The organism is Herbiconiux sp. FW305-C-125 (genome assembly GCF_058783455.1).
This window is the reverse complement of record NZ_JBYSYO010000006.1, coordinates 246,429-261,535: the sequence shown is the minus strand read 5'-3', so window position 1 is coordinate 261,535 and position 15,107 is coordinate 246,429. Positions and strand designations below refer to the sequence as shown.

The 15,107-nt window shown below is 60.7% G+C and carries 12 protein-coding genes, 1 tRNA gene and 1 pseudogene; 10 read left to right on the top strand and 4 right to left on the bottom strand.

What is annotated here, in order from left to right:
* Positions 1-45 precede the first annotated feature (45 nt).
* Positions 46-139, top strand: a tRNA-Ser gene (locus AC3WLB_RS16525).
* Between the two features lie 610 nt (positions 140-749).
* Here AC3WLB_RS16525 and AC3WLB_RS16520 read toward each other — a convergent pair.
* Positions 750-1,928, bottom strand: a pseudogene (locus AC3WLB_RS16520) (recombinase family protein); the annotation flags it as partial.
* Between the two features lie 226 nt (positions 1,929-2,154).
* On the opposite strand from AC3WLB_RS16520, the gene AC3WLB_RS16515 reads away from it, so the two are divergent.
* The 4 genes from AC3WLB_RS16515 (at position 2,155) to AC3WLB_RS16500 (ending at position 6,536) form a co-directional block, all read left to right on the top strand.
* Positions 2,155-2,502 (top strand): DUF6907 domain-containing protein, encoded by a 348-nt coding sequence (locus tag AC3WLB_RS16515; protein WP_492507880.1) that lies wholly within the window; start codon positions 2,155-2,157, stop codon positions 2,500-2,502.
* Between the two features lie 1,521 nt (positions 2,503-4,023).
* Positions 4,024-4,686, top strand: coding sequence for a hypothetical protein (locus AC3WLB_RS16510; RefSeq protein ID WP_492507819.1), 663 nt, complete (start codon positions 4,024-4,026; stop codon positions 4,684-4,686).
* A gap of 531 nt (positions 4,687-5,217) precedes the next feature.
* Positions 5,218-5,538, top strand: a complete 321-nt coding sequence (locus AC3WLB_RS16505; protein ID WP_492507817.1) for a hypothetical protein — start codon at positions 5,218-5,220, stop codon at positions 5,536-5,538.
* Positions 5,539-5,831: 293 nt separating this feature from the next.
* Entirely contained in the window at positions 5,832-6,536 is a 705-nt protein-coding gene (locus tag AC3WLB_RS16500) for an AbiU2 domain-containing protein (RefSeq protein WP_492507815.1), read from the top strand.
* Between the two features lie 160 nt (positions 6,537-6,696).
* Here AC3WLB_RS16500 and AC3WLB_RS16495 read toward each other — a convergent pair whose 3' ends face one another.
* Positions 6,697-7,464 carry a class II aldolase/adducin family protein gene (locus AC3WLB_RS16495; RefSeq protein WP_492507813.1) on the bottom strand — a complete coding sequence of 256 codons (768 nt, stop codon included), beginning with the start codon at positions 7,462-7,464 and terminating at the stop codon, positions 6,697-6,699.
* A 15-nt stretch (positions 7,465-7,479) separates the two neighbouring features.
* Positions 7,480-8,919, bottom strand: coding sequence for a rhamnulokinase (locus AC3WLB_RS16490; RefSeq protein ID WP_492507811.1), 1,440 nt, complete (start codon positions 8,917-8,919; stop codon positions 7,480-7,482).
* Between the two features lie 175 nt (positions 8,920-9,094).
* On the opposite strand from AC3WLB_RS16490, the gene AC3WLB_RS16485 reads away from it, so the two are divergent.
* The 5 genes from AC3WLB_RS16485 (at position 9,095) to AC3WLB_RS16465 (ending at position 14,052) form a co-directional block, all read left to right on the top strand.
* Entirely contained in the window at positions 9,095-10,399 is a 1,305-nt protein-coding gene (locus AC3WLB_RS16485; protein ID WP_492507809.1) for an ABC transporter substrate-binding protein, read from the top strand.
* A 210-nt stretch (positions 10,400-10,609) separates the two neighbouring features.
* Positions 10,610-11,401, top strand: a complete 792-nt coding sequence (locus AC3WLB_RS16480; RefSeq protein ID WP_492507808.1) for a carbohydrate ABC transporter permease — start codon at positions 10,610-10,612, stop codon at positions 11,399-11,401.
* Positions 11,401-12,234, top strand: coding sequence for a carbohydrate ABC transporter permease (locus AC3WLB_RS16475; protein WP_492507806.1), 834 nt, complete (start codon positions 11,401-11,403; stop codon positions 12,232-12,234). The genes AC3WLB_RS16480 and AC3WLB_RS16475 overlap by 1 nt, the downstream gene beginning before the upstream one ends.
* 4 nt (positions 12,235-12,238) lie before the next feature.
* Positions 12,239-13,276, top strand: coding sequence for a Gfo/Idh/MocA family protein (locus tag AC3WLB_RS16470; RefSeq protein WP_492507804.1), 1,038 nt, complete (start codon positions 12,239-12,241; stop codon positions 13,274-13,276).
* The gene (locus AC3WLB_RS16465; protein ID WP_492507801.1) at positions 13,273-14,052 is read left to right on the top strand and encodes a sugar phosphate isomerase/epimerase family protein; all 780 of its coding nucleotides are present in this window, start codon (positions 13,273-13,275) and stop codon (positions 14,050-14,052) included. Before AC3WLB_RS16470 ends, AC3WLB_RS16465 begins: the two co-directional genes overlap by 4 nt.
* Positions 14,053-14,075: 23 nt before the next feature.
* Here the strand turns inward: AC3WLB_RS16465 and AC3WLB_RS16460 are convergent, their stop codons facing one another.
* Positions 14,076-15,083, bottom strand: a complete 1,008-nt coding sequence (locus AC3WLB_RS16460; protein ID WP_492507799.1) for a LacI family DNA-binding transcriptional regulator — start codon at positions 15,081-15,083, stop codon at positions 14,076-14,078.
* Positions 15,084-15,107: the final 24 nt, after the last annotated feature.

Genomic DNA, 15,107 nt, shown 5'->3' with positions numbered 1-15,107 from the left:
TGCGCTGCGGCATCGGTCGGCTATGATGGCGGAGGCGAAAGCCAAGGAGACGTCGCATAGTTCGGCCTAGTGCACCACCCTGCTAAGGTGGAGAACCCTTTATTGGGTTCCGTGGGTTCAAATCCCACCGTCTCCGCCAAGTGAGTCACGTTAGAACCCCTAGTAAGCGAAAGCGAACTAGGGGTTCTTGATTTCCCGCCTTTTGGTTCAATTTCGGTATACGGCCGAGGGTTCAAACAAATATCACTTATTGCTTGGACTGGAGCGGTCAGAATCCCGGTCGCTTTGCCTGAGGCATCTGCTGTCGATACCGCTATTGGCCGGTTTTGATCGTCAATAAGATTAATCTCGATCCGCTCGAACACCGCCACGAGAAGTTGCCGACGTACGTCGGAATTCGCTTGTTCGTAGAGTTGCTTGGCATTTGCCATAACCTCAAGCACTAGGTCCAGTCGCTCCTTCGCGATCGCCTTGTCGTTGCTGCTTGAGACGATTAGGGTCTCTGCGTCGGCAATCTCCTTGGTAACGGCCATCTGTCTTAGCTTCAGGTCTTCAATCGCCATAGCTCCCGCCATGTAGGCATCAATGAGGCGCTGTTTGCCGAGCTCCAGGTCTCGCAAACGCTTCTGCTGGCGTCGTGCGAGGAGTTCACCTGCTTCGTAGTACTCATCTAGTTGCTCATAGGCGTGACGCCGTGTCCGTTCGATTTCGATTGGGTTGAAGGAAATAAGGCGCTGCCACTCCTTTTCAACAGCCGACTCGATCCGCTCTTCCAAAATGTACGGTAGGTCACAAGGTTGTCGGCCGGTGTGCCGACCCAGGCAAAAGAAGTAGTTGTACGTCGTGCCGCGACGTCCCGTAGAGGGACCGTAGCCAATGCGACTGCCGCAGCGTTCGCAGACTAGGGATCCTTTCAAGTAGTGATTGTGTCGCCATGACCGATCCCCGGCAATCCGCCGATTTAGCAGCACTGCCTGCACACGGAACCAGAGCACAGGATCGACGAGCGGCTCATGTGACCCGTCGAGCACTGCTCCTTGGTACTTGATCTTTCCCATGTAGTACGGGTTCGACAGCATCCGATGCACTTGGGCGTCGGAGAGCGGTGTGCCTCTGTATCGTTGGGTCACCCGACTCTTGAGACCCCGTTCTTCAAGCGCATCTCGAAGGGTCGAGATACTGAATTCACCTGTGGCATAGGCCGAAAAAGCCCACTGGATATGTGGGGCGCGCTCGGCATCGATGGCGATGCCTTTGATCTCTCGAGCGTTCTCCCGAGCCAGCGTATTGAGGTACCCGATGGGGGCGACGCCGTGCGTGCCACCGCTCTTTGCTTTCTGCGCCATGCCCTTCTTGGCTTCGGCCGCCAGGTTGCGCGAGTAGTACTCGGCAATGGTAGCCATAATGCCATGTAGCAACATCCCGGCTGGAGTCTCATCCACCTGTTCGGCAACGGAGATGAGCGTGGCCCCGGCTTCGCGGATGGCCAGCATGATGGCGACATCATCCGCTCTATCTCGGGCGAGGCGATCGAGCTTATGCACCACCACGTAATCGATGGGCTCACGAATTCCGAGTTTCACTTCAGCCAATACTCCGAGCATGCGCTGAAGTTCCGGTCGGTTGGCAGACCGCGCTGAGGCTCCGGCGTCGACGAACTCTTCCTCGACCGAGGCATCGAGTTCTTCAATGCGCCGAATACATAACTCTCGCTGCTGCGGGATGGAATACCCCTCTGCTTCCCCACCCTTAGTGGCCTGTCTGATCGTGGAGACCCGTAGGTAGATAAGGGCTCGTTTGGCCGGTAGAGGCCGCTGCCTGGCGTTCTCACCAGCCTCAACACCGACAACCGGAACTCCACTCGAAAAGCGGCTCAAAACGGCGGTTTGGGCGGATTCTGGTAGGCCGGACTGGCCGCCGGCGGGCATTCGTTCAGGGTTCACGTTCGGATTGTTACTCTCTTCAGCGAAAGAATCCAGACGTCTAGTCGGCCTTCACGGCCAACCGAACGAATGCCACCGGGGGGTCGTCCGGGGAAAGAAGGTGAAGTACTTTTTGCTTCACTTCTAAGCCGTGCTCGCTTTCTTGGGAGCTTCCTCGTACTGTCCGTCGTCCAGAGCCTCATTCTCGAAACGAACAGGACACGTCGTGACTATGACTCCAGACCGAACCCCCTGCCCACCCTGGTGTGACCAGCAGCAATGCCAAGAAGCCCTGCCCGTAGACCGCCTTCACCAGCACGTTCAGACGGTCCCCGTGGTCTACCAAGGCGTTACCTGCCTCGATGCCGATACCCACGAGCTTCAGGTCTCTGCCGAAGCCAGTGACCTGAACGTCGTGCTGTTCACCAGTGCCATCGAGCCTGGCGATGTCTGGGTTGCGCTGGAACTGGCAGAGGCCGGCAACCGATCGGGTCTGACGATCACACGCGAGAGCGCACAGCGTCTCGCTCGAAGCCTTGGTTCACTACTCGGCAGCGTCACTTCTCGCTCCACCGAGTAGCCCCGTCGACGCGGGGCTTTCTTTAGGCCAGAAGGCGCCCCGCGCTTTAAAGCTGTGAGCGGAAGATCCACGCGAGTTCATTCTTGAAGTGAGAAAGATCAACTACGAAGTACGTAGGTCAGTCGTTGCACCAGTTCGCCCTTTTGCCCTGATTTCATGGGGTGAAGACCTGGGTCGTCAGCGAGGCGGTTGGACGGTCGAGCGGATGGGTACATTCTTGACGAATTCATATCGAAGGCTCATAGTCTGCTCTTGATAAGCAGGAGAAAAAGATGGGCGTTAGGGCAGATAGATCCGTCGCATTGATTCAGAGCGCCTGGGATGGCGTTACATCTGAAGCTGAGGCCGAGGCCTGTGTGAAGCGAATGATTGACACACCTTCTGTCGCATGGCGGGCATATTTAGACCAGCTCCATCTGGCATCGAACGATTCAATGCGAGCTACGAGCGAGATAGACAAGATGAGGTTGCAGGTCCTGGCTCGGTATGAAGATGAGCTCTACGCTTCGGTGGCGGAAGCTATTGCCGCCGAGGATGGATTGGCGACTCAGTAAGGCAACGATCCCGTTCGGTACCCGGGGGATCGTCTCAGACTCTATCGATGCGACTCGAGGATCCGATTGCCATTCTCATCCACGCGCATTGTAGCTTGACGACACTGCAACAGCGGCGCATAGTCAGGGTCATATGTTGCCCCATGACACACAGCCGTTCACCGCTAACTCATCCGCTAAATGGCTGCGCGCTGACGAGCGGTGGTTCTCAGCGCTTACTAGTTGTATCGGTCTTACTGTTGTCGAAAAGGTTCATCTCGCAAGAGTCGCTCTTCAACAGCAATGGGTCTGCGACGTAATTGACTCAAGGGTCAATCGTCAGGCGATTCAAAGTCTTGGCCTCCACGTCGCGGCTACTGAAGGCGACTACCTAGTGGTCTCTGGAAGTGGCGTCATCCAGGAGTATCTTCGCTTCCGTGGTGAGGCGCTAAGCGCAATTGAGACGGGAGTTCTCTATGGCTACCCCGCCAGTGCCGTCTTGGCCTTTACTGGCGTAGTGTCCCCAAAGTCTCCACAACCATTGCCTCAAAATTGTGCCGATTACTATCTCGGCGGTGCGTATTCGCGTGATAAGACGGCAGAGGAGCGGAGCTATTTTGCTAACCACTGGGCGGACCTAGAGTTACACGCACCAGAACTTTGCAGACTTGCTGAGATCGAGTTCGAGACTGTCTGTTCATTGCGGGCTGCTTAGCCGCGCCCGCGGATGGCTGTTTCGAGAGTCGGGGTGCTGTCGTTTCTGTGATGGAGCTGTCGACTAGGCGTGCATCCGCAGGTTGTCGGGCTCTTTTCATGTTCCGCTCATGCTTATAATGCAAAGGCTATTGCTCACAACTTACCTCAGACATCACCGAAGCTGTCTACTACCGCGTCGGCGCAGCTCGTCCGAGCTCTCAACCATTGACACTCGACCCGAATTAGTTCATAATGCGCGCGGGGTGGCCCCCAATCTAAGAAGGAGGCCACCATGGCCCAGAATGACAGACCGAACAACCCGTTCGTTAATCCGATTGTTCATCAGGCGCCTGACACCATCGGCGCACCCCGAGATTTCTTTCTGAGTGCGTCGAGTGACACGATGCCGGGATACAGCGATCCCACGAAAGCGGCGCTCCAGGATCTAATCGAGTGGATCAACCTCAATCCCAAGCACGCTGAAGGAGAAGACGCCCAGGGGCGGCTTGTGCCGGCAGGTGTGGCGGTGGCGTGGCGGTCAACGTTCTACGCCCAGCGACACGCCGAGCCGTCGTGCCTCTACGACATCGCGTATGTGTGGCTGGTTGAAGGAGATGCGGTGCGCTCTTGTCCGACCTACGAGAGTTGGTTGTTGTTCCTCATCGCGTTCGCCGACGCTACGCACTACTTCCGGGACGAGAACGCATTTGGTGACACCCTGAGAGCACTCACCCTGACGGATTTCTTCCCGACGGACGAACAGCTTTCTCGCACGCGAAACCTCGATCTCCTGTCCCAGGGGGTGGAGCCGCGCGGCATCGAGGAGGAACCTGGTCGGCTCTTCTATCCGATAGGCGCCGTCCCTGGCGCATATCAACATCCGGTACTAAGGCACGACATCTACGACGTCTGCGCCGCGCAGTACCAGCGCTTGTTGATCGGAAGTCCGGTCTAGCAAGAGCACGACCGTTGGCACCTCACCAATGTCGACACTATTCATCAAAATGGGCCACCCAGCCCGCTCCGACACCTCGGAGCGGGCTTTTCCATTTTCCGCGGTGTCATCCGCCCGTCCACTAAGCGACGTTTGAACGCCCTACCCTCCTTAGTGAGACCAATTACATTGCCAAGAGGTGTTACCAACCGACCCTGTCATCGACACGGTGCTTCACTGCCCAATACGAAGAGAGAATCTGTAGAAATGACAGATTAGTCGTTGCATAAGATCGACGTTTCCACGCTAAAACATGCGGTAAGCACGGAGTTGTGCTTGTAGGCGATGGGACGGGCGAACGGATGGTTCGAGCGCCAGAACTTGGCGTGCGCCTCAAGGTGCTTTTGCTTGCAAAATCACTAGCAATCCGTCATAACTAAATTCAATCACCATCCTTCATTCGGTGTAGAAGCTTGCGCTCCCTCGAGCCCAGCCTCCTGCACCGTGCAGGCAGCTAAGTTCACGCGGCTGTTAGTAGAAGGTGACGAACCTATGGCCAGTTTCGCGGAAATAGATCCGTATAGCGAGAATCTCCCCGAGGGTTATCCGCTCCTCACGATGGAAACGATGGCGGATGTTTATCTGCTCGGTCTCCCGCTCATCGAGGGTCGGCCGAAATCCCTTGAGGATGCGTTCGAAGCTTTCGGGAACATGCTGTGCCGTCTATACACACTGCGGCACATCGAGCGGCGCGAAGGGTTCGAGTTTCCAGAGATATTCGTATACGAGCTGTTGCGAACGATTCAGCTCGTCGAATTCTCTCAAGATGAGATCATCCGCGAATTGAGACGACGCGGAAGGTGGCCAATCTGAACTCAGAACAAGTGAGCGGCATCGGTCGTCCACTGCCCGCAACCTCGCGAGCACGAAAAGAGCCCAATCCCCTCGCGGATTGAGAGCCATTCGTCCGCTTGAGGTGCGGGCTCTTTTTATTTGTTGAGAATCGGAAAACACCGCCTAAAGCGGTGTTAGTCATATACCCAGAAACCGAAACCCTCGCCATTTACGGGGCAGTGAGAGAGTTTGACGACCTGGCGACCGGGTGGGCGATCGGACATTGATCGTGTTGACAGACGACCTGGCGAAACTCATACTGCGGTTTAGATATGAACTTTGAACTCACTGAGCTTAAATCGAGAGTGGAACTCCTACGACTCGTGCACCTAAAGGCACTTGGGGCTTTCAATGCGTTTGAGCAACTCCAGGAATTTCGTGCGCCGAATATTCATGGACAGGACCTCGCGAGAAAACACGCCAACGCAATCGGTGAATATAGAGGCTTCTTCAATCCCGCAGGCAACGCACTGAACACGGAGCTTCATCTTTCAGTTGCAAAGTTATTCGTTTCACATCGAGACGCCTTACACATCGACAAGCTCATCCGCTACGCGGAGTCCAATCAACAAAAAATCACAAAGAAACAACAGGAGTCGTTGCAAGATCCGGATATCGGAAATGATCTCAACTACGTTTACGAGGGTCTAAGTCATTCCGATCTTTTGGAGATTCGGAACGATCTATCGAAAGTGGCAGATAAAATCGCCCGTCTTAAGAGAATCCGCGATCGAGAGGTGGCGCATATTGATATCAAAAAAAACGACGACTTGTATCTAACATACGAAGAGTTCAGTGAATTGATAGAACTGTCGGAAAAGATACTAAACCTGGTCTCTGTTCGTATCTACGGTGACGCCGCTCTCTTTGATAGCTATGGCGTCGAAGTTGCGAATGGTACGCGAGCGCTTCTTCAACTGGTCGCAGATTCTGCCGTGGACGGCAAAACTCGAACGCTCCCTGCGCAGTCCTCATAATCTTTCTACTCGACTCCATGCAGCTTCGTTCCAACCCTCCCTCAGTAAGGCCGCACCAAAAATGCCTGGTCATGAGCCAGTTACCGTGACCACATATGTGTGATTCGACCACATTCTGATGCCGCGGACAGCTTCTGCGACGGAACCGCGTCCGCCTGCTTCAGAAGTGGGACGGCCCTCGGGAGAGCAACGCACGACGCAGTACCTCGTCTGGTCGCGTATCGATGCGATGGACGGCATCAGCGGACAGGAACATTGGTCCACCCAAGCCGAGCGTGCCCGCGAGCACACGAGCGCACTTCTCAGCCATGCGGGTGATGCGCATGGCCTCGGCGACGCTTCCTCCGAGCGCGAAGATTCCGTGATTCTGGAGATATAGCAGTTTGGGAAACTCGCCGAGTGCGGCTTCGTGCTCGTCCAGCATTCTCTCGACGAGTCGGGCCAGGTCGAGACCCGGATCGGTGTACGGAACGAAGAGCGGTGACTTACCCAGCACGACGATCTGGTCAGGGAACATCGATCCCTCGGCGATCACCTCGGGCCGCGAGGAGCAGAGAACGGACAGCACGGCCTCCGGGTGGCTGTGTGCGATCGCGGTGACGGATTCGTCGCGATAACAGACGGCGTGCAGGAGCGACTCGACCGAGGGCCGGCGGCGGCTGCCGTCGCTGGCAGACGCCAGCGCGCGGGTGACCTCAGCATCCGTAGCACGTCGCGCATCGTGGATGAGCTCCATGAGGGGAGACAATTCCATTCTGACGAAGTCGTCATCCTGAGCGGCATGCATTTCGGCTCCGGTGGCCTTGACGAGGAACCCTGACCCGTCACGCACGGATACGTTTCCCTCCGCCAGGATGGCGAAGGACGAGCCGGTATGTCCCAGCTCGCGTGCGAATGCCGTGACCGGGTGAGTTGTGGTGATTGTCATGCTGATTCCATCTCCTTATCGATGACGATCGTTCGAGGCGCCCTGTGGCTGGTAGGGCCGGATGTCATCCTCGGAGAGCCATCGATAGGCCTCCGCGATCGAGGAGGTCTCACCTGACGCGCGGAGTTGACAGGCGATGTTGCCGACGCTCGATGCCTCAACCGGGCCTGCCTCGACCGGTAAACCGGTGACGTCAGCAGTCGCCTGACAGAGCAGTCGGTTCTGGGAACCCCCGCCGACGATCCGAACGATGTCCACGCCCACGCCCGTCAGCTCGGTGAGCTTCTCGAGGCTGGTGGCGTAGGCGCGGCTCAGGCCGTCGCAGACGGTTCGCATGAGGGAAGCGGGGGAGTCCGGGATCTCGCCACCCGCCTCGAGGCAGAGGTCCGCGATGGTGTGGAGCATGCTCACCGGGTTCAGAAGCCTCCGGTCGGCGACATCGATGGCGCCGAGCTGAGGCCGCTGGTTCTCTGCCAGCCGCACGAGCTCGCCGAGTGGCGGAACGGATGCCCCACCAGCCGTCCACTCCCGCAAGCCCTCCTGAAGCAACCACATTCCGCTGAGATTGCGAAGAAGCAGGTAGGACTCGACCCCCCTCTCGTTGGTGAAGCCTCCAGTGAGGGCGGCGCCAGCGAGCATGGGGTTGGAGAGAGGTATTCCGACGATCGACCAGGTGCCACTGGAGATGAGGCCGGCACTCACCTCCGCATGCTCGGCGGCGCGCGCGAACGCGAATGCGCTCGCCGTGTCGTGCTCGGCGACGACGTACACGGGCACGTCGACGATCGATCCGATGCGCTCGGAGATGGTCGGGGTGGTGTGACCTGCGAGCGAACCTGTCTTCTGTACCGGCGGCAGCAAGTGGGACGGGATGTCGTACGCCTCCGCGAGTTCCGGGGACCAGGAATCCGAACGGATGTCCAGCAGCTGACTGGTCGAGGCGATGGTCGGTTCGGTGCCGATGACGCCGGTCAGGCGGTGAATCCAGAGATCCGCCACGAACAGCAGACGCTCGGCATCTGCTCGCGCCGGGTCGTTGAAGAGCCTCAGTGACGTGTTGATCGAATGATCGGGTACGCCGGAGAGGGAGAACACTGCAGATTCTGACAGCGGTCGGTCTTGAATGACGCCAGCTGGATCGCCGGAGGCGCGATAGTGGTCGACCGGGCTATACCCCGACCCGTCGACAAGGGCATAGTCGACACCCCAGCTGTCCACTCCGATACCGCTGAGTGGGACGTCGAGCGCGCGTGAGCGGCTGACCGCGGCGCGGAGGCCGACGATCGTCTCGGCGAACAGGGTTTCGATGTCCCAGACGAGTCGACCGTGTACGCGAAGAGGGCGGTTCGCGAAGCGGTGCACAACCTCGACCGAGAGCACTCCTTCGTCCACCAGTCCCAGGGCTACTCGACCGCTGGATGCTCCCAGATCGATAGCGGCATAAGCGCGTGGCACATTCCTCCTCTGGATTCGACTGCTCCGGTGCTGCAGGGTGAGGGAAGACGACTCTGGCGTGCAGGCGGACCGCCCTGAATGAGAGGATACGACGAGAAAAGCGGGTTTGCAAACGTTCCCGTGAACGATACAGTTGTGTTGTCCTGATCCTCACGCAATGAAGCATGGAGCCCTCATGAAACGACTCACACCACGGCGACGTGGACTGGTCATCCTCGGCCAACTCGCTATCGCCTCGGCCATTCTGTCCGGCTGCGCCGCGAGCAGCGGGGCGGGAAGCGGCGGCGATGCGTCGTCGGGCTCCCTCACCATCGGAATGGTCGCCGGCTTCACTCCTCAGTACGAAGAGATCGTGGCCGACTTCCAGAAGGCGCACCCCGACCTGAGGGTCGAACTCCAGAGCCTCCCAGACGAGATCCCGGACATGACCCGCGCCTTGCAGACCGCAAAGCTCGGTGGCCAGCTGCCAGACATCGTGGTCGCATTCGCCGACAACGTCAACCAACTCGCCGCGGCCGGGGTGACGCAGGATCTCACTCCTCGCTTGGAGGACTCCGATCTGCACGTCGACTCCTTCCTGCAGAACTACCTCGACGCGTACCGGCCGATCGATGCCCCGGAGGAGGTACACGGCCTCCCCGTCGGTGCCGACGCGCTGATCCTCGCCTACAACGCCGACGTCTTCAAGCAGGCGGGTGTCGCCTTGCCACAGGATGACTGGACCTGGGAGCAGTTCGACGCCGCAGCGGACGCGATATCCGCCGCGGGAGCGGGTCAGTATTACGGCATGGCGACCGGCCCGGAGAACGCTCTGATCTCCGACCCCATCATCAAGGCGATGGGTGGCTACGTCTACGATCCTGAGACCAACACGACGGGCATCGGCGAGCCCGAGGCGCTTGCGGCGTGGAAGCTCATGGCCGACGAGTGGCTCAGCGGCCGTTCGGCGCCCTATACGGTGAACCGCAACGAGCGGCCGAAGTTCCAGGACGGCCGCATCGCGATGATCACCACGGTGCGGCCCGCGGTGCCGAGCGTGAATGCCGCGCTGCCCGATTGGGATGTCGTCAACATGCCGACGATCGACGGGAAGCGCCCGATCGGCGGTAGTTCTTACGCGCTCTCCATCACCAAAGACGCCAAGAACCCCGACGCGGCTTGGGAGTTCCTCGAGTACATGTACTCGAACGACGGAGGAATGTCCGTGCTGCAGGCGGGTGGTGGAACCGTCCCGGCGACCACCGAGGGAGTCGAGTCCGGCTCTTGGCAAGAACTCGACAAGCCCGCGAATCAAGCAGCCTTCGGAAACGCCGCGCTCGAAGCGACCATGATCACCCAGTTCCCGTCGGATGTGCAAGCTGTCTATGACGACGAGATCGCCCAGGCTTTCCAGAAAGTCGTCCTCGGCGGAGAATCGGTGGACTCCGCATTCGGGTCGGCGGCCGACGCCGTGAATGCGGCACTCGCGAAAGAGAAGTAAAACCACCTGATGTCATCGCAGACGATTCATCCGGCAGCGTTGCCGTTGGAATCGGCGTCACCCTGGGTGGCGGACAGTTCGTCCGCCACCCGGCTTCCGCCGAGACGGCGGCCGAGACCCGATCGCCGACTTCGCGGGGACTCCGCCGCCGCCTCCCTGTTCATCGCGCCGAACATGGTTCTCTTCACGATCTTCTTGATCGTGCCCGGAGTGGTCGCGCTCGCTCTCAGCTTCTTCGAGTGGGATCTGACCGGAGCGCCCGAATGGGTCGGCATCGCAAACTATCAGCGCCTGCTCGGCGACGAGGCGATGTGGGCGGCCATCGGGCGAACGTGCTATTTTCTTGCGCTCGGAGTGGTGCCCACCATCCTGGTCGGCTTCGTGCTGGCAGCGCTGGTCAACGTTCGTCTCCCGGGCGTCGGCGCGCTCCGAGTGCTCTTCTTCATGCCGATGGTCGTGTCGGTCGCCGTGTCGGCCGTGCTCTGGACGCGCGTCTACCAGCGTGACAGCGGACTGCTGAACGGCTTCCTGGGCCTGTTCGGCATCGCCCCCGTCGACTGGCTGAACAATCCAGCGACAGCCTTGCCGGCGGTCACGCTGATGATGCTGTGGCTAAGCCTGCCGCTCGTGATAATCCTCTACATCGCTGCGCTCGCCCGCATTCCGGCCGAACTCTACGAGGCATCGTCGCTCGATGGGGCAGGGCCCTTCCGGACCCTCTGGCAGATCACGTGGCCCAACGTCAGGGGCACGACGGTGCTTCTGCTGATTCTCCAGTTCGTCAACTACTTGTCCGGCACGTTCGAGGTCACGCTCATCATGACCCAGGGTGGCCCGCTTCGGAGCACGGAGAATCTGGCGCTCTACATCTACAAGGTTGCATTCGAACGGTTCGACATCGGCTACGCGAGCGCATTGACGCTCTTCCAGTTCGTGCTCATCCTGGCCGTCGCGGGCGGGTTCCGTGCCGTGACCACCGTGATCAGAAGAAGGAACGCCTGATGGTCGTCCACAATAGCGCCTTGGCAAAGGGCATCCGATACGCGGCAATCGTCGTCGTCGGTCTCATCATGGGGCTTCCGATCTTCTATGCCGTCTCGACCTCGTTGATGACGCCGCAAGAAGTCGTGTCCTACCCGCCCGCGATCGTGCCTTCGGAGATCAGGTGGGCGAACTACGCCGAGGCCCTCGAGTTCCTCTCGGCGCCCGTCATCCTGAACTCGTTCGTGTTCAGTCTGGGTGTGATCCTGGTGCAGTTGCTCTTGGCGCTGCCTGCCGGCTTCGCTCTGGCCAAGATTCCGTTCCGCTGGACGGCCGTGGTGATCGCCGTCATGGCGGCGCCCCTGCTGCTGCCCAGCAACGCCACCCTGATCCCTCTCTTCGTCGTCACGCGAGAGCTGGGAATCCTCAACAGCTACGCGGGACTCATCCTCCCGGTCGCCGCCTCGACGACCTTCGCCACGCTGCTCTTTCGGCAGTTCTTCGCCACGCTTCCCGACGGGATCATCGAGGCAGCACGACTCGACGGGGCGGGATGGTTCCGTATCCTGATGCAGATCGCGTTGCCTCTCGCCAAGCCGACCCTCGCGGCCTTCGCGTCCATCACGTTCCTCAACGTCTGGAACATGTACGTCTGGCCGCAGTTGGTCGCGCCGAACCCCGCGCTCAAGGTCATTCCCGTAGCCCTTGCGCCCTTGGCCCGGGGTGAATACCAGTCGATCAGCGAGAGCGTCGGTATGGCGGCGGCGGTGTTGAGCATCATCCCGGTACTGATCATCTTCGTGGCGACCCAGAAGTGGTACATCAACGGCATCGTCGGAACCGGGCAGGACTGAGTCGGTGGCGGTGCAAGCCAACGTGGGGTCCGGTCCGATCGGCATCGTCGGATGCGGCGCGGTCACCCGAGCAACGATCGGCGCGTTGATGGATGCGGGCGGCCGGGTGGCCTGGGTCGCCGACCCCGACCCCACGGCTCGAGCGGCACTGTGCGGTGAGCTCATCGCCCGCGCCCGCCCGGTTCCGCAGGAGTTCGATGGAATCGACGAGGGTTTGAAAGCCGGACCATTCGTGACCTCGGTCATCGTCAACTCGCCGGCCGCCCTGCACCTTGACCATGTCGAGCGATGCGCACGCAACGGTCGGGCTGTGCTCATCGCCAAACCGCTCGCGACGAGTTACGCCGACGCCGTGCGCGCCCTGGACATCGCGGCCTCACGCGACGTCGGAGTCTTCGTGGCCGAGCAGTACCCCTACGTGCCCCACGCCGTGGAGGTGCAGAGACTCATCGCCACACACGGCCCCCCGCAACGCATTTCGTTCGATCACCGCAAACCGGCTTCCGGGCAATCCACGCTCGGTGGCGTCGGGCAGACTGGCATCATCGAATTCGGCGTGCATCACTATGCGGTACTGACATCGTGGCTGAAGGAATTGCCGGAGGCGATCTCGGTCGACACCTGGGGAGCCGGCCCCCGTTCCAACGGCCGAGGGTCGCTCGGACACGGCTGGCTTCGGTACACCCAGTGTCATGTGGACCACGTCTTCGGCTTCGGGAGTCCGCACAGCCTGTACCGATTGGAAGTGGACATGGGCGGTTCGGCCGTGCAGGCGACGGGATCGCATTTCAGTGCGGGGGACGTCGAGCTCAGCGTTCTCGGGAAGGACCGGATCGCGGTGAAGGAGCCTCCGTCGGCGCATCCGGATCCCTGGGTCGCACTCTTCACCGAGTGGCTCGCGACTTCGATCACCGAGACCTCCGAGTGTCGACGCTGGAGAGCGCTAGCTGTGACGGCGATGATGGACGCCGCCGTTCGCTCGGCAGTTGATGGGGTCGTGGCAGAACTCGACGTCGGTCGCCGTTACCCGGAGCTGGCATGAACGATCCGGTGACCGCCGGCCTCACGCGGATCGCTGTCGTGACCGACGAAATGCATCCATCGATCGCAGCGGCCTTGTCAGGCCTGGCGGCTCTGGGCATCGGTCGGGTGGACCTGAGATTCCTCGACGGGCATCGCGTCCCCGACATCACTCACGATGCCTTCGAAACGGTTCGCGATGCCGTGGCGCGGGGGTGGAGCGTGGGTTCGTTGAGTCCGGGAATCCTCAAGGGGAAACTGCGCGGCGCGCACCTCGCCCACGAGCTCGAGGTGGTTCTGCCCGCGACACTCCGACTCGCGCGGGAGCTGGCGGTGACGAAGGTCGTCGTCTTCGGAGGCGACCGCACGTCTCAGCTCCGCGACGTGCTTCCGGTGCTGCGCGATGCCGCCGCGACGGCGCGCGAGGCCGGGGTCGAGCTGGTCCTGGAGAATAGCTCCCTCTGCGCAGTCAGCACCTCAGTCGAGTTGACCGACGTCGCCCGAGCCGTCGGGCTGAGAGTGGTGTGGGACCCCGCGAACGCCGCGGCGGCCGGCGAGGTCGACCTCTCACGAGCTGCGCAACGCGTCTCTCCACACGTGGCGAGTGTTCACGTTCGCGACTGGGATCCGACGGGGTGGCAGCGCCTCGGTTCGGGTGTCATCGACTGGGAGGGCCAGATCGCCGTTCTGAACGGTTCGGGTTACCAGGGCTGGTACTGCGTCGAAAGCCATCGTCCCGATGATCCCGGAGCGACTCCGGCGAATATCCGAGCGCTGGCGGCGCTCCTGCAGTCCTGACGTAAAGGCCGTCGGGAGACCGACTAGGTGAGCCTGGCGGTCGACTCGCGCGGGATCAGAGTAGGGGGCGACACTCGCCGGCGATGCACCTGCGGGTCTTGGAGGAGCAGATCGAGGGCGTCTTCGGCGATGCGATCGAAAGGAACGCGCAACGTCGTGAGCGGAACCGGCAGTCGGCTCGCCAGCGGAATGTCGTTGTAACCGACCAACGACAGATCGTCGGGCACTCGAAGGCCGAGCCGGTAGGCGGCGGAGATCACGCCGATGGCCGTGTTGTCGTTAACCGCGAACACCGCAGTCGGTCGGTGCGAGCCCCCCAAGAGCTCCATGCCGGCGCGCTCCCCGTCTTCGATCTGGAAGCCGAAAGCGCGCTTCCATTCCTCGCGCACCGGGATACCGGCCTCTTTCATCGCGTCGAGATACCCCTGCAGGCGCCCCGCGGCGCTGGACGCGAACTCCGGGCCGCCGACGATGGCCACCTCTCGATGACCGAGGTCGATCAGGTGCCGTGTCGCGACATAGCCGCCCAAGACGTCGTCTCCCACCGCTGACGCCGTCGAGCCGTCGGTGCGCAGGGCGAGAACGTGAGGAACCTGTCCTTCGCGTAACGCTCTCGTGGTATCGATGTCGGTGCGAGCCGTCGTGAGAATCAAACCGTCGACCTTCCTCCGAAGGAGGGCGTCGACCGCCGCGACCGTGCCTTCTTCGGAATCGCCCGTCGTCGAGACCACGGCGAAGCGGCCGCGCCGGGTGCATTCGGCGGCGATCGCCTCGAAGAGCACGGCCATCACGGTGTCGGACAACCTCGGAACGAGTACTCCGACCGTGTTGGTGCCTTGGCGGCGCAGGCTCGAGGCGAACACGTCCCGTGAGTAGCCGAGATCGGCCGCGGCCTTCCTCACGCGGTCCGCTGCCGCGCTCCGCGAGGAGGGGAGACGCTCGTCGAGAACCCTCGACGCCGTCGACACGCTCACCCCCGCGATAGCGGCGATGTCCTTGAGTTTCGCGGGGCGTTGCTTGCCGTCGCTCATACCCCTCCTTGCAGCAATTCTTGG